Genomic DNA, 15,193 nt, shown 5'->3' on the forward strand with positions numbered 1-15,193 from the left:
GATCAGCCCGGGACCACGAACGTGCCGCGAGCGGGGATGCTCGCCGCATCGGTGGTGACGGTGACTTCCACGAGACCGGGGCCGGTGTCCTGGAACAGCGCGTACTGGATGCTGCCGTAGATGCCGGTGACCACGATGTTGTCGTAGCTGCCCGTCGCGCCGGTGGTGACGTTGCGCCACGCCACGGTGGTGCGGACCTCACACAGCGGCGCCAGCGGGTAGGAACCCGGCCCGATGCCGTTCACGGGGAGCGCCCGGACGTTGAGGATGGCCCGCCCCGGCCATTCCGGGCTGGTATCGGCCCAGGTGCGGATGCTTGTCCAGCACAGACCGCCGCGCGCGAGCGTCGGCACCTGCGGGAATTCCACGGTGGCCGCCTCCGCGTGCGCGCCGGATCCGACCACCAGGGCCACCGCGGATCCGGCCAGAAGCGTTGCGGCGCGGGCAATGTTCGGCTGCCTCATGGCAGCGATCCTAAGGCGGCGGCGGCCGGTTCGCCGGTAGTCCCGGCCCGCTGCACGTGGCGTGCGCGAACTCACAGTTAGTGCGTCTGGAACTATGGGGGCCATGCGCATCGCGGATCATGTCGTGGATCTCATCGGCAACACGCCGCTGGTCCGGTTGAACTCGGTCGTCGGACCGAACGCGGGGCTGGTCGCGGCCAAGATCGAATACCTGAACCCGGGCGGCAGCTCGAAGGACCGGATCGCGGTGAAGATGATCGACGCCGCGGAGCGGTCCGGGAAGCTGCGGCCCGGCGGCACCATCGTCGAGCCCACGTCCGGCAACACCGGCGTCGGCCTCGCCCTGGTCGCCCAGCAGCGCGGCTACAAGTGCGTGTTCGTCTGCCCGGACAAGGTCAGCGAGGACAAGCGCAACGTGCTGCGCGCCTACGGCGCCGACGTGGTGGTCTGCCCGACCGCCGTGCCGCCGGACCACCCGAACAGCTACTACAGCGTCTCCGACCGACTCGTCCGCGAGATCGACGGCGCGTGGAAGCCGGATCAGTACTCCAACCCGGGCGGCCCGGAAAGCCACTACGAGACCACCGGCCCGGAGATCTGGCGCGACACCGACGGCAAGGTCACCCACTTCGTGGCGGGCGTCGGCACCGGCGGCACCATCACCGGCACGGGCCGCTACCTCAAGGAGGTCTCCGGCGGGAAGGTGCGGATCATCGGCGCCGACCCGGAGGGTTCGGTGTACTCCGGCGGCACCGGGCGGCCGTACCTGGTCGAGGGCGTCGGCGAGGACTTCTGGCCGTCGGCTTACGACCCCGCCGTGCCGGACGAGATCATCGCGGTCTCCGACGCGGACTCCTTCGAGATGACCCGCAGGCTGGCCCGCGAGGAAGGCCTGCTGGTCGGCGGCTCCTGCGGCATGGCGGTGGTCGCCGCCGTCGAGGTGGCGCGGCGCGATCCGGACGCGGTGGTCGTGGTGCTGTTGCCCGACGGCGGACGCGGCTACCTGTCGAAGATCTTCAACGACGAGTGGATGAGCTCCTACGGCTTCCTGCGCGAACGGCTGGACGGCACGGCGGAACCGCTCGTGGGCGACGTGCTGCGCGGCAAGTCCGGGGAGCTGCCCGACCTGGTGCACACCCACCCGTCGGAAACCCTGCGCGACGCCATCGAGATCCTGCGCGAGTACGGCGTCTCCCAGATGCCCGTGGTCGGCGCCGAGCCGCCGGTCATGGCGGGTGAGGTCGCGGGCAGCGTGTCCGAGCGCGACCTGCTGTCGGCGGTCTTCGAGGGCAGGGCCAATCTGACCGATTCGGTGGCCCAGCACATGAGCCCGTCGTTCCCGCTGATCGGCTCCGGCGAGCCGATCTCCGCCGCGACGAAGGCGCTCTCGGACACCGACGCGCTGATGGTCGTCGAGGACGGCAAGCCCGTCGGCGTGATCACCCGCCACGACCTGCTCGGCTTCCTCAGCACGGGCAACATCGGGAAGTAGCCGAGGCCGGTTCGCCGCGCCGCACGGATCGGTGCGGCGAGTCCCGCCCGCGCGCCTACGCCGGTCTCCTACCGCGGACCGTTTCGCGCACGCCGCCGGTGATCAGGTCGGTCCATTCGTCGGCCAGCAGCGCCAGCCGGTACCAGGCGGCGTGCACCCGGGCGTCGGACACCTTCTCCGCGGTGTGCAGCAGGTGGCTGGCGTGCACATGGGCGGCGGCCATGCGGTCGACCGTGGCGCCGATGGACTCGCTGCGCAGATGGTCATTTGCCCGCTTGCGCGGCAGCTGGTCGACCACCCACGCATCGATCGCGGCCACCAGTTCGGCGCGGCGGCAATCGATTCCGGCGGCGGCCAGCGGATCGCGATGCCGCTGCCGGTGCAGCGCGGCCAGTGTGCTCGCCCAGCCGATCAGCGGGTGGTCTTCGGCCGACTCGCTCGGGTGGCCCCCGAAAGCGGCGACCAGTTCTCGCTGATCCGGCAGCGGCCGTGTGACGCCGTGCGGGCGCCGCGGCAGATGGTCACGCACGAACATGACCGGCTCCCAGTGCGTTCGGAACGGACCGCCGTGCGTCGCGGTCGATCGGCGAATTGTGCATCGTGCACCTCCGATAGTGTGGGGGTGGAGGCATCGCCCCAATGCCGGGTCCCTTTGAATGATGCGCGCTTTCGCTGGCCTACCGGTGACACCCACATGGCACTTGAATGACAAGACGTAACAATGCGCTGGCCGCCGATTCCACACCCCGGTGAGAACGCTCTTCGCACAGTCCGTTTCGGGTGTTCGGACGTATATCGGTGCGCGGGAGTCAGCCGGGGAGGATGTGGTGGGACATCGCGAAGACGGCCGCACCCGCTCGGGTGTGGTGGCCGGTCTTGGCGCGGATTTCGGCCAGGTGCTGGGTGACGGCGCGTTCGGGCAGCAGCAGTTCGGCGGCGATCTCACGGCCGCAGCGGCCGCGGGCGCGCAGCCGGAGGACGGCGGTCTCGGCTTCGGACAGGCCGTGGGCGGCGGGGAAGGGAGGGGCGTCGTCCGCGGCGGCCCGGACGACGGCGGCACAGGCGTCGCCGTCCAGGCGGCCCGCCGCGACCTCGGCCGCCAGCTGAGCGGCGGCTTCCTCGGGCCGGGCGGCGGGACGATAAGGCCGCGCTTCGGTGCAGGCCGCGAAAACCTCTGCGGCCGCGAGTAATCGGGCGCCGGGTGCGGGGTCGCGTTCGCCCCGCGGACAGCCGCTGCCGTCGAGTCGTTCGTGGCGCCCCGCCGTGAGATCGGCCAGCGCCGCGAGCCCGGGGCAGCGGCGCAGGATGCGATCGGTCCAAAAACGGCGCAGTCGAACGCGTTTCCAATCCCACGATCCGAGCGGACCGCGTCGGTCCCAGACCGCGCTCGACACCGCGGCCCGGCCGAGGTCGTGCAGCAGGGCGGCGGCGCGCAGGGCCTCCCGTTCCCCGGCGGGCACGCCCATCCGGACCGCCGCGGCATCGGCGAGCCCCGCCACGTGCGCCGAATGCCCGAGCAGGTACCGCCCTTTCAAATCGACGAACATGGCCAGCGCCGAGCCGGGCCGATCCCATCGCGCGGACGGGAACGAGGACGGCGTCCCCGGCTCCGCGGCGAGGACGGCGGCCAGCAGGTCGGGGACGTCGAGCACCGCTCGGATGGCATCGGCGTCGCACACGGCGACCAGATCGGGATCGAGATGTCCGCCGGCGCGTCGCCGCAACTCGTCGACAACGACGTCCAGCCGTCTCGCCACGGCGCCGAGAGCGAAGCGTGCCCGGTCGTGCGAGGCGGCCGGGTCCACCGGCTGCGCGTCGCGGTGGCCGGGGACGGTCGCGCGTTCCTCTCCGACCGAGTCGAGCGCGAGTACCGCCTGTTCGGCCACGTGCAGGATCCGGCCGGCGAGCGAGATGGATTCCCCGCGCAGCCGGTTCGGCGCGCCCAGTCCGTCCCAGCGTTCCTCCACCTCGGTCAAGGCGCGAACGGCCGCGTCCGGCAGACTCAACTGCGATCCGAGCGCCTCGACGACCTCGCTCGACGAGCGCAGTGCCTGCGGGGAGCCGGACCGCAACCGGGCGACGAACCGATTGCGCAGCGCCGACTGGGCAGCGGGCGCCCAGCCGCCGAACCGGCGCAGCTGCTCGGTGAAGACGACGGAATCGCCCGGATCCAGCACATGACAGGCGCGCTGGAAGGCGATGTCGTCGGCGTACGCCTGCGCGTTCTCCGAAGCGCGGCCGGTGCATCCGAGGCCGCCGAGCAGCGCGGCATGGAAGACCGCACGGCGCTCGGCTTCCGGCAGCCCGACCCGCTGGGCCAGGCCGGTGGCGACCAGGCAGGTGGCCAGCCCCTTCTCGAACGGCATCCCGGTGGCGAGATCGGTGGTCAGCGACAGTGCCGCGAGAATCTCGGCGGCGCGGATCGACGACATGCACCGACAGTAGTGTCCGTGCGGGTCTCGCGCAGGCCCGAACCTCGTTCCGGCAGAGCGTGATCCGCGCCGCGACGGGCCGGCGTCCGACCGGCTACGGGACGGTGGTCCGGCTCCGAGAGGGCGGACTCGGGCCGATGCGATCAGCGAGCGGCATCCGGCAATCCATCCGCACTCTTCTCGCCGGGGACCCCGGCGTCGTGCTCGGTGCCCCAGCGCGACGCCGGATCGCGCGACGCGGCCGCGGTTGTCAACGGAAGGCGTTGGCGCCGGTCAGTGCCCGGCCGAGCACGAGCTGGTGCACCTCCGCCGTGCCTTCGTAGGTGAGCACCGACTCCAGATTGTTCGCGTGGCGCAGCACCGGGTAGTCGAGCGTGATGCCGTTGGCGCCCAGGATGGTCCGGCACTCGCGGGCGATGGCTATGGCCTCGCGCGTGCTGTTCAGCTTGCCCGCGCTCACCTGCTCCGGCGTGACCACGCCGCGGTCCTTCAGCCGTCCGATGTGCAGCGCGAGCAGCTGGCCCTTGCCGAACTCCAGCGCCATGTCGGCCAGCTTGGCCTGGGTGAGCTGGTAGGCGGCCAGCGGCTTGTCGAACACCTCGCGGGTCCTGGCGTACTCGATGGTGGCCGCCAGGCAGTCTCGCGCGGCGCCGAGCGCGCCGAAGACGATGCCGAAGCGCGCCTCGCTCAGGCAGGCCAGCGGCGCGCCGAGTCCGCGCGACCCCGGCAGCACCGCGTCGGCGGGCAGGCGGACGTCGTCGAGGTCCAGCTCCGCGGTGATCGACGCGCGCAGCGACAGTTTGCGGCGCATCTCCCGCGCCGTGAACCCCGGCGTTCCGGCCGGGACCAGAAATCCCCGGATCACCTGCTTGCCTTCGTCTTCGGTCTGCGCCCAGACCACCGCGACATCGCTCACCGAGCCGTTGGTGATCCACATCTTCGAGCCGCTCAGCACCCAATCGGCGCCGTCGCGCTTGGCCCTGGTGCGCATGCCGCCCGGGTTCGAGCCGAAGTCGGGCTCGGTCAGCCCGAAGCAGCCGATGGCGCGGCCCGCCGCCAGCTCGGGCAGCCACTGCTGCTTCTGTTCCTCCGAGCCGTATTTGTGGATGGCGGTCATCGCCAGCGAACCCTGGACCGAGACCATGCTGCGGATACCGGAGTCCACCGCCTCCAGCTCCTGACAGGCCAGGCCGTAGGTGGTCGCCGACATGCCGGCGCAGCCGTATCCCTCCAGATGCATGCCGAGCAGCCCCAACGCACCCAGCTCAGGGGCGAGCTCGCGGGCCGGGAAGGTGCCCGCCTCGAACCACTCCGCGACATGCGGGCGCAGTCGCTGAGCCGCGAAGGTGGCGACGGTATCCCGGATCTCGCGCTCCTCGTCGGACAGCAACGCGTCGGTGGCGAACAGTTCTTCCACAGTGACCATGGACTCAGCCTAAAGGGGCGGCCGAAGAGTGAGACCGAACTCACGCCCCTTGCCTGACCGCAAGATTTCCGAGCTGGTAGTGCCCTTGACGTAATTCGGTCGAAATCAGAGGCTCGATCTCGTTACGCCGACGCCATTGTCCGTATTCGCCAGATTCGCCTGCGCGCGCCCGCTGTATGCACACACCGGGAAGTTGCCCGGGAATCGCCCCGGATAGGCTGACCACATGAGCGAGCTGGGATTCTCCACACGGGCCGTGCACGCCGGATACGAACCCGATCCGCAGACCGGCGCGGTGAATGTGCCCATCTACGCGAGTTCGACGTTCGCCCAGGACGGCGTGGGCGGGTTGCGCGGCGGTTTCGAATACGCCCGCACCGGCAACCCGACGCGGTCGGTGCTGGAGGCGAACCTCGCCGCGCTGGAATCGGGCCGCTACGGCCGGGCGTTCGCGTCCGGCATGGCCGCGACCGACTGCGCGCTGCGGGCCACGTTGCGTCCGGGCGATCACATCGTGATCCCCGACGACGCCTACGGCGGCACCTTCCGGCTGATCGACAAGGTCTTCAGCCAGTGGGGCATCGAGCACTCGCCCGCCCACGTGTTCAACGTGGACGAGATGCGCGCCGCGATCCGGCCGAACACCAAGCTGGTGTGGATCGAAACCCCGACCAACCCGCTGCTGAGCATCGGCGACATCCCCGCGCTGGCCGACGTCGCGCACGCGGCGGGCGCGAAGCTCGTCGTCGACAACACTTTCGCGACGCCCTACCTGCAGCAGCCGCTGCTGCTCGGCGCCGACATCGTGGTGCACTCCACCACCAAGTACCTCGGCGGACACTCCGACGTCATCGGCGGCGCGCTGATCACCGACGATCCGGAACTCGACGCGGCGTTCGCGTTCCTGCAGAACGGCGCGGGCGCGGTGCCGGGCCCGTTCGACGCGTTCCTCACCCTGCGCGGCGCCAAGACCCTCGCCCTGCGCATGGACCGGCACTGCGACAACGCCGAGACCATCGCGGAGTTCCTGTCCGGGCACCCGTCGATCTCCCAGGTGATCTACCCGGGCCTGCCGGAGCACCCGGGCCATGCGGTCGCGGCCAAGCAGATGCGGCGCTTCGGCGGGATGATCTCGGTGCGTCTGGGCGGCGACGTCGAGGCGGCGCGCAAGTTCTGCGCGCGGACCGAGGTGTTCACCCTGGCCGAGTCCCTGGGCGGCATCGAGTCGCTGATCGAGCATCCGGCCGCGATGACGCACGCCTCCACCGAGGGTTCCGAGCTGGAGGTTCCCGCGGATCTGGTGCGGCTCTCGGTCGGCATCGAGGATGTCAGCGACCTGCTTGCGGACATCGAGCAGGCATTGAGCTAAGTTCACGGACATGAGGAAGCGGCCGCACCCGATGATCGGGCGCGGCCGCTCGTGTCCGCGGGGGTTTCGGCCTGCCGTGGCGGCGCGGCCGAGCGCGTCAGCTGTGGTAGGGCTCGGCGCTGAGCAGGGTGACCTTCATCGTGTTCCCATTGGGCAAGGTGTATTCCCTGGTCTCGCCCACCTTGGCGTCGATGAGCGCGCCGCCGAGCGGGGAGTTCGGCGAGTACGTCTCCAGCTTGGAATCGCGGAGACCCTCCTCGCGGGTGGCGATCAGGAAGGTTTCGGTGTCCGTCTCGTCGCCGTCGTAGTAGACCTTGACGACCGACCCGGGAAGCGCGACGCCGGACTTGGTCGGCGCGACGCCGACCTTGGCGTTGTTCAGCAGCTCCTGCAGCTGGCGAATGCGCGCCTCCTGCTGACCCTGCTCCTCGCGCGCCGCGTGGTACCCGCCGTTCTCCTTGAGGTCGCCCTCTTCCCGGCGTTCGTTGATCTCGGCGGCGATGACCGGACGATTGGCGATGAGCGCGTCGAGTTCGCTCTTGAGCCTGTCGTGCGACTCCGGGGTCAGCCAGGTCACTTGCGTCTCAGTCATCTCGATCACTCCCTAGTAGTTGTTCCCGGCAGGCCGGGATTCCCTGAGCACCGGCGTGTGCTCACCCGAAAGCGGGCACGCGCCAGTCGACGGCTAGAGCGATCCTGGGAAGTTCATCGAACCCCTACAGGCCCTGGTCTCGGGCGAGCTCGCAAGCCCGAACCGTCAGCGCTGGCCGCCAATGCAGCAAACACGGCTCCGAGCTTCGGAACCGTGTATCACGCCATTTTAGCATGATTCACAAATGTGCAGGTCGGAGTTGATTTCGCGGCTAAATCGCGGGTTTATGCGCGGAAATCAGCCAACTCGCAGATAGCTGGGTACCCGATCGCTGCACGCGTACACACTGCCCGACACCGGCCGCGCGGAGGACCGCACGACGGTGGTCAACTCGACCGTTCCGCTGCTCGACGGCTCGATCAGCACCTCGCGGCGGCCGAGTTCGGAACCGTCGCGGGCCATGGCCCGGACGAAGCACACCACCGGCTGCCGCGGGTCGGCGCGGGTGACCTTCAGCCGGATGGTCATGGTCGAGTCGTCGACGACGACGTAGCCGAGTTGCTCGGCCTCGATGTCCTCCGGCCCGTACTTCTGGTAGCCCAGGTAGGCCACGCCGAGCCCGGCGAGCACCACCAGCACGCCGAGCACCGGCACGATCCAGCGGCGCGGCTTGCGCGGCCCGGCGCCGTACCGGTCGGCCGGTGGACCGCTCGCAGCCGCCGCCTTCGCGTCACCGCCGCTGTCGGGCGCTGGCTGGCTCATGGTGGTCGCTCCCGGGGGGTACGTCGGAACAAAAGCGGGTCGAATGGAACTATAGGTAACGAAGCCCCGACACCCGCGACCGAGAGCGACGGAGAACGAGACGTGAGTGGCCTTCGCCTCATGGCGGTGCACGCCCACCCAGACGACGAATCCAGCAAGGGTGCCGCGACGACCGCCCGTTACGCCGACGAAGGACACGACGTCCTCGTCGTGACGCTGACCGGCGGAGAGCGCGGAAGCATCCTCAACCCGGCCATGGACACGCCCGGCGTGCTGGAGCGGATCCACGAGATCCGCCGCGAGGAGATGGCCGCCGCCGCCCGTGCGCTCGGCGTGCGCCAGCACTGGCTCGGTTTCGTCGACTCCGGCCTGCCCGAGGGCGACCCGCTGCCGCCGCTGCCGGAGGGCAGCTTCGCGCTGGTTCCGCTGGAGGAGGCCACCGAGGCGCTGGTGCGGGTGGTGCGCGAGTTCAAGCCGCACGTGATGACCACCTACGACGAGACCGGCGGCTACCCGCACCCCGACCACATCCGCTGCCACGAGGTGTCGGTGGCGGCGTTCGAGGCGGCGGGCGACCCCGAGCGGTTCCCCGACGCGGGTGAGCCGTGGACGCCGCTCAAGCTGTACTACGACCACGGCTTCAGCATGAAGCGGATGGAGATCTTCGCCGCGGAGTACGAGCGGCTCGGCGAGCCGTTCCCGCTGCAGGAGTGGCTGGACCGGATGCGCAAGTACGCCGCCGAGCGCGGCGACGTGTTCTCCCGGATCACCACCCAGATCGACTGCGCCAAGTACTTCCCGCAGCGCGACGACGCCTTGCGCGCGCACGCGACGCAGATCGACCCCAACGGCGCGTTCTTCGCCATCCCGATGGAGATGCAGCAGCGGTTGTGGCCGACCGAGGAGTTCGAGCTGGCCAAGACCCGGGTGCGCACCGAGCTGCCGGAGACCGACCTGTTCGCAGGCATCGAGGACGAGCGGTCGTGACGCTGGTCCTGCTCGCCCAGACACCCGGGACGCCGACCGGCCCCGAGTTCGGCAAGGCGTCGCCGCTCGGCCTGGTCATCGTCCTGATCCTGCTCGCGGGCACCTTCCTGCTGATCCGGTCGATGAACCGGCACATCAAGGGCCTGCCGGCGACCTTCGAGCCCGAGCATCCCGAGCCGGACCAGGAGGCCGACGAGGGCACCGAACACGGCATCACCCGTCGTGCCGAGGAGCCGAAGGGCGCCGACCCCGAAGGCCGCGCCGGGCCGGACTGACCCGGAAACCCCTTTGACCTGCTCGTTGTTACCTTTCCGCGCTCTCTTTCGTCAATGAGGTAGTCGCGGCGCGAACCGCGGCCTCCCGCCGGAGGCCGGCACCCGGATTTCGTTGCGCGCGTCTGCTTCCGAACGCTGAGAGTCAGGACAGAGCAATGACATTCGACGAACTGCGCGCCACGCTGCCCGGCCGCGTGCTGGTGGCCGGTGACGAGGGCTTCGAGACCGCGGCGCGGCCGTGGACGACGACCGTGGACCAGCCGGTGGCCGCCGTGGTGCGGGCCGGGGACGCCGGTGACGTCGCGGCCGTGGTCCGGTACGCGAGCCGCGTGGGCGTGCCGGTGGTCACCCAGCCGACCGGCCACGGCGCGTCCGGCGGGGTGCCCGAGGCGATCCTGCTGCGCACCGGGCTGTTGGACGGCATCGACATCGACCCCGCGCGTCGGGTGGCGCGCGTCGGCGCCGGAGTGCCGTGGGGCCGGGTGCAGGCAGCCTCGGCCCGGCACGGGCTGACCGGCCTTGCGGGCAGCAACCCGGTCGTCGGCGTCACCGGTTACACCCTCGGCGGCGGCATGGGCTGGTTCGGCCGCAAGTACGGCTGGGCTTCCGACGCGGTGCGCGCGTTCGAGATCGTCGACGCCGATGGCGCTCAGCGCCGGGTCACGCCCCAGGACGATCCGGAGCTGTTCTGGGCGCTGCGCGGCGGCGGCGGCGACTTCGCCGTGGTGACGGCGCTCGAGTTCGACCTGTTCCCCGCGCCGGAACTGTTCGGCGGGCGCATGCTGTGGCCGCAAGCGCGGATTCGCGACGTGTTCGACGCCTTCCGGGAGGTCACCGCCGCGGCTCCGGACGAACTGTCGGTGTGGTTCCAGCGTCTGCAGATCCCGGACGCACCGCCGATGGTCGGCGTGGACGCGGTCTACCTGGGTGATCCCGATCGCGGCCGGGCGCTGGTGGCCGCGTTCGACGCCATCGGGGACACCGTTCTCGACAAGCGTGGTGTTTTCGGGCCCGCCGACATCGGCTCCGTGACCGCCGAACCCACCGACCCGAGCCCGTCGCTGTCCCGTGCGGAGCAGCTGACCGATCTGGGCGACGCCGTGGTCAAGACCCTGATCGAGGAACCGGTCGCCCCGCTGGCCAACGTGCAGATCCGCCATCTGGGTGGCGCCTTGGCCGAAGCCGGGCCGAACGGTGGCGCGCGGGGTCCGATCGCGGAGCCGTACCTGCTCTACTGCCTCGGTCTCGGGCTGCCGCACCTGCGCGACGCGGTTCAGGCGCGGCGCACCGCCATCGTCGACGCGGTGAGCGGGCAGATCGGCGGCCGCAAGCCGTATACCTTCCTCACGCCCGGCGAGTCGGCCGAGGCCGCTTTCGATTCGGCGACGCTGACCCGGCTGCGGGAGATCAAACGGGCCCGCGACCCGCACGGCGTCATCCGGGCGAACTACCCGGTGCTGGGGTGAGCCATGAGGGCTCCGGAAGGCCGCGTCGGTCCGGCGGCCGACGGCGTGCTCCGGCAGACTGCGGGGCCGAGACCGCGGAACGGTTTCGGCCCCGGCCGCTCAGAACGGCCAGTCGGCGACGTGGCCCGCTTCCAGCAGCGGGATACCGCCTCGCCGATGGCACCCCGCGCTGTGGATGACCCTGGAAGACGGCGCCACCGAATCGGCCCCCGCACGCCTTTCGGGTTCCCCTACCGCGCCGCTGTGAACGCGCGGATCGCCAGTTCCCCCGTGGAAAGGAGAATTCGCCGGTCGGGCGTTCGAGAAAAGGTGGCGACACTTTTGGGTCCGAAGTAGACGTGGTCGGCACCGGGGCCGGTTCGCGCGTTTCTGGGTCGCGTTGTAGCGCACGCGCATCCGATTCAACCCAGGGGTCACGAGAAGCACACTGTGGGCAACTTTTTCGGCGCAAGCTGGAGTTCGCATTGCCGCGCGCTTGTCGGTGTCCTGTGTTACCAATTCAGCCAAACCGCTCGACCGAAGGATGCTCATGGACAACGTGATCGGACAGATCGACCGCGCACTGGATGCGACCGGAGCGATCGTCGCCGCCGTGGCGGGAGCGGGCCTGACGACGCCGACGCCGTGCCGGGACTGGGATGTCCGTGCCGTTCTCAACCACACGGTGGGCGGTATGCACCTCTTCGCGGCGGCGCTGAGCGGCACGGACGCGGGCGCCGACCACGAATCCGACTGGCTCGGCGGTGATCCGCAGGGTGCGTACGCCGCGGCCGCGGAAGTGGACCGCGCCGCTTGGCACCGGCCCGACGCGCTGGACGGCACGGTGGGCATCTCGCTCGGGGAACTGCCCGGCCCCACGGCCGCGCTGGTGCACCTCACCGAGGTTCTGGTGCACGGGATAGACATCGCGGTCGCCATCGATCGGCCGGATCTGGCCGACGACCAGCTGTGTGGCGAACTGCTCGCCACCATGCAGACCATGGGCGGCATCGATTCCTTCCGCGCCCCCGGCATTTTCGGTCCGGAGGTGCTCGTCGCCGAGGACGAACCGGCACATCGCCGGTTGCTGGCATATGTCGGGCGCGAGGTAATGGCCCGCACGTAGCCCGCTGTTTCCAGAGAGCTGAAAAGTCTGGCAGCTGTCGCCGAGAACATTCTCAATTTCGCCGCGGCCGTATTCCGTCGAGGATGATGTGGGCTATGTGGGCTATGTGGGCAGAACGTGTCTCACTCGTCTCGGCTCCGGCGTGGCGGATCGCGGCGAATGCGCCGGCGAGCAGCGCCATCAGTTCTCGACGGTGACGTCTCGGCGTGCGGCGCCGACGGACTGGGCGCGGTCGAGCAGGCCCGCGACCTGGTGGGTGGCGAGGTCCGGCGCGGCGGTTCGCAAGTCGTATCCGCGGCCTCGAGCGCGGTTTTCACGGTCGCGTTCCGCGCGCCGGAGGCCATCATCCGCGACAACAGAGCCACGTCGGGGGTCCCGGTGGCGGCGATCTGCTTCGCCTCCGCGACCAGTTGCTCGAGCTGATCGATCGCGACGGCCAGATAGAGCGCTTCCTTGGAGGGAAAGTGCCGGTGGACCGTGCCGGTCTGGAGCGACCAGCCGCAGCACGGCGACAACCAGACGCTGGCCGCGCCGGAACTGAGACCAGCCCTTCGGCACGGCGGTGGCCTTCTTCGCCCCGTACGCGGCGCGGCGTGTGCACCTCCGCGTCGTCCCCGGGTCACGGGAGAGTCACGGACAAGGTGCCCGCACGGCGCCGAGAAGGGTCGTACGGTGGAGCCATGAACCGGCTCGGAGAGGCGACGTCCCCGTACCTGCGCCAGCATGCGGACAACCCGGTGCACTGGCGGGAGTGGGACGCGGAGGCACTGGCCGAAGCGCGGGAGCGGGACGTGCCCGTCCTGCTGTCGGTGGGGTACGCGTCCTGTCACTGGTGCCACGTGATGGCACACGAGTCGTTCGAGGACCAGGCCACCGCCGACCAGATGAACGAGAATTTCGTCTGCGTGAAGGTCGACCGGGAGGAGCGGCCGGACCTGGACGCGGTCTACATGAACGCCACGGTCGCGATGACGGGGCAAGGCGGCTGGCCGATGACCTGTTTCCTGACTCCGGACGGCGAACCGTTCTACTGCGGCACCTACTACCCGAAGCTTCCGCGCGGCGGCATGCCGTCGTTCACCCAACTGCTCACCGCGGTCACGGAAACCTGGCAGCACCGGCGTGAGGAGGTGAACCAGGCCTCCGCGCAGGTGGCCGCGGCGCTGCGCGACCAAGCGGGGGGACTGCCCGACGCGGACCTGACGATCACCCCGGAGTTGCTCGCCCACGCCGTCGCCGCCGTGCTGCGCGACGAGGATGCCGAACACGGGGGGTTCGGCGGCGCTCCGAAGTTCCCGCCGTCGGCGCTGTTGGAGGGCCTGCTGCGGCACTGGGAGCGCACCGGCGACCGGGCGGTGTTCGACGTGGTGGCCCGCACGGCCGAAGCCATGGCCCGCGGCGGCATCTACGACCAGCTGCGCGGCGGGTTCGCGCGGTACTCGGTCGATGCCGCCTGGGTGGTGCCGCATTTCGAGAAGATGCTCTACGACAACGCCCAGCTGCTGCGCGCCTACGCGCACCTGGCCCGGCGCAGCACATCGCGGCTTCCGGAGTCGTTGTCGCACCGGGTCACCCGGGAAACCGTGCGGTTCCTGCTCGACGACCTCGGGACCGCACAGGGCGGTTTCGCCTCGGCGCTGGACGCCGACACCCACCTGGAACCCGGCAAGCCCGGCGTCGAAGGCGCGACGTACGTGTGGACGCCCGCCGAACTGGCCGGTGTGCTCGGTCCGATCGACGGGGCGTGGGCAGCCGAATTCTTCGGCGTCACCACCGCGGGCAATTTCGAACAGTGCACCTCGGTGCTGACCAGATACACCGAACCCGCCACGCCGCAGGACGCCGCGCGGCTGGAACACGTCCGCGCGGCGCTGATCGCCGCCCGCGATCGCCGTCCACAGCCGGACCGGGACGACAAAGTGGTCACCGCGTGGAACGGGATGGCGATCACCGCGCTCGCCGAGGCGGCGGGCGCGCTGGACGAGCCGGAATGGACCGCCGCCGCCGTCCGGTGCGCGCGCTTCCTGCTGGCCGAGCACGTGGTGGACGGCAGGCTGCGGCGCGCCTCGCTCGGTGGGGTCGCCGGCGCGGCGCCCGGCATCCTGGAGGACCACGCCTGGCTGGTCACCGGGCTGCTCGCGCTGCACCAGGCCACCGGCGAACTCGGCTGGCTGGACGACGCCCAGCGCTTGCTCGACATCGCGATCGAGCACTTCGCCGACCCCGACCGACCGGGCAGCTGGTTCGACACCGCCGACGACGCCGAAACCCTCGTCGCCCGACCGCGCGACCCGATCGACGGCGCCACCCCCGCCGGCGCCTCCGCACTGGCCGAAGCGCTGCTCACCGCCGCGGCCGCGAGCGACCCGGAACGGGCCGTCCGCTACCGGGAGCTCGCCGACCGCACGCTCGACCGCGGGGCGATCGTGCTGGCGCGCGCGCCGCGCTCGGCGGGCCAGTGGCTCACCGTGGCGGAGGCGGCCCTGCGCGGCCCGCTGCAAGTCGCCATCGCCACCGAAGCGGCGGCCCCTTCCGCCGAGCTGCTCGCCACGGCTCGTTCGGCCGCCCCCGGGGGTTCCGTCGTCCTCGCCGCCGCCCCGAACGCCGTCCCGTTGCTGGCCGATCGGCCCCTTGTCCGCGACGCCGCCGCCGCGTACGTCTGCCGCGGCTCCGTCTGCGACCTCCCGGTCTCCACTCCCGACCAGCTCCGCACGGCACTGCTGCGCACTTAGCGGCCGGGTATCCAGACCGGCCGCACCGGCCCGGCTCGAGTCCGGCCTCCACGGCATCAGACGCCTCTCGGTGGAGCGGCGGCCGAAAGTG

13 protein-coding genes are annotated in these 15,193 nt (G+C 70.7%); 7 read left to right on the forward strand and 6 right to left on the reverse strand.

Features of this window, described 5'->3' with window-relative positions; genetic code table 11:
• Nucleotides 1-2: 2 nt before the first annotated feature.
• Nucleotides 3-464 (reverse strand): hypothetical protein, encoded by a 462-nt coding sequence (locus U3653_RS25340; protein WP_195082523.1) that lies wholly within the window; start codon nt 462-464, stop codon nt 3-5.
• Nucleotides 465-567: 103 nt separating this feature from the next.
• Here U3653_RS25340 and U3653_RS25345 point away from each other — a divergent pair, with 103 nt between their 5' ends.
• A complete protein-coding gene (locus tag U3653_RS25345) occupies nt 568-1,956 on the forward strand; it encodes a cystathionine beta-synthase (protein WP_195082524.1) in 1,389 nt (462 codons plus the stop codon).
• 55 nt (nt 1,957-2,011) lie between these two features.
• On the opposite strand, the gene U3653_RS25350 is transcribed toward U3653_RS25345, so the two are convergent.
• The 3 genes from U3653_RS25350 to U3653_RS25360 all read right to left on the reverse strand — a co-directional run bounded on the left by U3653_RS25350 (nt 2,012) and on the right by U3653_RS25360 (nt 5,814).
• Nucleotides 2,012-2,491 carry a DUF4254 domain-containing protein gene (locus U3653_RS25350; protein WP_195082525.1) on the reverse strand — a complete coding sequence of 160 codons (480 nt, stop codon included), beginning with the start codon at nt 2,489-2,491 and terminating at the stop codon, nt 2,012-2,014.
• 274 nt (nt 2,492-2,765) lie between these two features.
• Nucleotides 2,766-4,388, reverse strand: a complete 1,623-nt coding sequence (locus U3653_RS25355) for an HD domain-containing phosphohydrolase (RefSeq protein WP_195082526.1) — start codon at nt 4,386-4,388, stop codon at nt 2,766-2,768.
• 250 nt (nt 4,389-4,638) lie between these two features.
• Nucleotides 4,639-5,814 carry an acyl-CoA dehydrogenase family protein gene (locus tag U3653_RS25360; RefSeq protein WP_195082527.1) on the reverse strand — a complete coding sequence of 392 codons (1,176 nt, stop codon included), beginning with the start codon at nt 5,812-5,814 and terminating at the stop codon, nt 4,639-4,641.
• 226 nt (nt 5,815-6,040) lie between these two features.
• On the opposite strand from U3653_RS25360, the gene U3653_RS25365 reads away from it, so the two are divergent.
• Nucleotides 6,041-7,183, forward strand: a complete 1,143-nt coding sequence (locus U3653_RS25365) for a cystathionine gamma-synthase (protein WP_195082528.1) — start codon at nt 6,041-6,043, stop codon at nt 7,181-7,183.
• Nucleotides 7,184-7,280: 97 nt separating this feature from the next.
• Here U3653_RS25365 and greA read toward each other — a convergent pair whose 3' ends face one another.
• Both greA and U3653_RS25375 read right to left on the reverse strand, forming a co-directional pair.
• Nucleotides 7,281-7,775 (reverse strand): transcription elongation factor GreA, encoded by a 495-nt coding sequence (greA, locus tag U3653_RS25370; protein ID WP_028477722.1) that lies wholly within the window; start codon nt 7,773-7,775, stop codon nt 7,281-7,283.
• Nucleotides 7,776-8,072: 297 nt separating this feature from the next.
• On the reverse strand, nt 8,073-8,537 hold the full coding sequence (locus U3653_RS25375) for a DUF4307 domain-containing protein (protein ID WP_195082529.1): 465 nt from the start codon (nt 8,535-8,537) through the stop codon (nt 8,073-8,075).
• Between the two features lie 120 nt (nt 8,538-8,657).
• Between U3653_RS25375 and mca the strand changes: the two genes are divergently transcribed.
• From mca to U3653_RS25400, 5 genes are all read left to right on the forward strand, one after another.
• A complete protein-coding gene (gene mca, locus U3653_RS25380) occupies nt 8,658-9,524 on the forward strand; it encodes a mycothiol conjugate amidase Mca (RefSeq protein WP_195082657.1) in 867 nt (288 codons plus the stop codon).
• Nucleotides 9,521-9,799, forward strand: coding sequence for a hypothetical protein (locus U3653_RS25385; protein ID WP_195082530.1), 279 nt, complete (start codon nt 9,521-9,523; stop codon nt 9,797-9,799). The genes mca and U3653_RS25385 overlap by 4 nt, the downstream gene beginning before the upstream one ends.
• Nucleotides 9,800-9,954: 155 nt before the next feature.
• Nucleotides 9,955-11,265: an FAD-binding oxidoreductase gene (locus U3653_RS25390; RefSeq protein WP_195082531.1), complete on the forward strand. Its 1,311-nt coding sequence runs from the start codon at nt 9,955-9,957 to the stop codon at nt 11,263-11,265.
• Between the two features lie 529 nt (nt 11,266-11,794).
• The gene (locus U3653_RS25395; protein WP_195082532.1) at nt 11,795-12,370 is read left to right on the forward strand and encodes a TIGR03086 family metal-binding protein; all 576 of its coding nucleotides are present in this window, start codon (nt 11,795-11,797) and stop codon (nt 12,368-12,370) included.
• A gap of 680 nt (nt 12,371-13,050) precedes the next feature.
• The gene (locus U3653_RS25400; RefSeq protein WP_195082533.1) at nt 13,051-15,102 is read left to right on the forward strand and encodes a thioredoxin domain-containing protein; all 2,052 of its coding nucleotides are present in this window, start codon (nt 13,051-13,053) and stop codon (nt 15,100-15,102) included.
• Nucleotides 15,103-15,193: the final 91 nt, after the last annotated feature.

This window comes from Nocardia implantans, assembly GCF_035544775.1.
Lineage (GTDB): Bacteria > Actinomycetota > Actinomycetes > Mycobacteriales > Mycobacteriaceae > Nocardia > Nocardia implantans.

Bases quoted from the DNA above. Each gene is read 5' to 3' on its own strand.
- U3653_RS25340 (WP_195082523.1), bottom strand. From the start codon at position 464: ATGAGGCAGCCGAACATTGCCCGCGCCGCAACGCTTCTGGCCGGATCC.
- U3653_RS25345 (WP_195082524.1), top strand. From the start codon at position 568: ATGCGCATCGCGGATCATGTCGTGGATCTCATCGGCAACACGCCGCTG.
- U3653_RS25350 (WP_195082525.1), bottom strand. From the start codon at position 2,491: ATGTTCGTGCGTGACCATCTGCCGCGGCGCCCGCACGGCGTCACACGG.
- U3653_RS25355 (WP_195082526.1), bottom strand. From the start codon at position 4,388: ATGTCGTCGATCCGCGCCGCCGAGATTCTCGCGGCACTGTCGCTGACC.
- U3653_RS25360 (WP_195082527.1), bottom strand. From the start codon at position 5,814: ATGGTCACTGTGGAAGAACTGTTCGCCACCGACGCGTTGCTGTCCGAC.
- U3653_RS25365 (WP_195082528.1), top strand. From the start codon at position 6,041: ATGAGCGAGCTGGGATTCTCCACACGGGCCGTGCACGCCGGATACGAA.
- greA (WP_028477722.1), bottom strand. From the start codon at position 7,775: ATGACTGAGACGCAAGTGACCTGGCTGACCCCGGAGTCGCACGACAGG.
- U3653_RS25375 (WP_195082529.1), bottom strand. From the start codon at position 8,537: ATGAGCCAGCCAGCGCCCGACAGCGGCGGTGACGCGAAGGCGGCGGCT.
- mca (WP_195082657.1), top strand. From the start codon at position 8,658: ATGGCGGTGCACGCCCACCCAGACGACGAATCCAGCAAGGGTGCCGCG.
- U3653_RS25390 (WP_195082531.1), top strand. From the start codon at position 9,955: ATGACATTCGACGAACTGCGCGCCACGCTGCCCGGCCGCGTGCTGGTG.
- U3653_RS25395 (WP_195082532.1), top strand. From the start codon at position 11,795: ATGGACAACGTGATCGGACAGATCGACCGCGCACTGGATGCGACCGGA.
- U3653_RS25400 (WP_195082533.1), top strand. From the start codon at position 13,051: ATGAACCGGCTCGGAGAGGCGACGTCCCCGTACCTGCGCCAGCATGCG.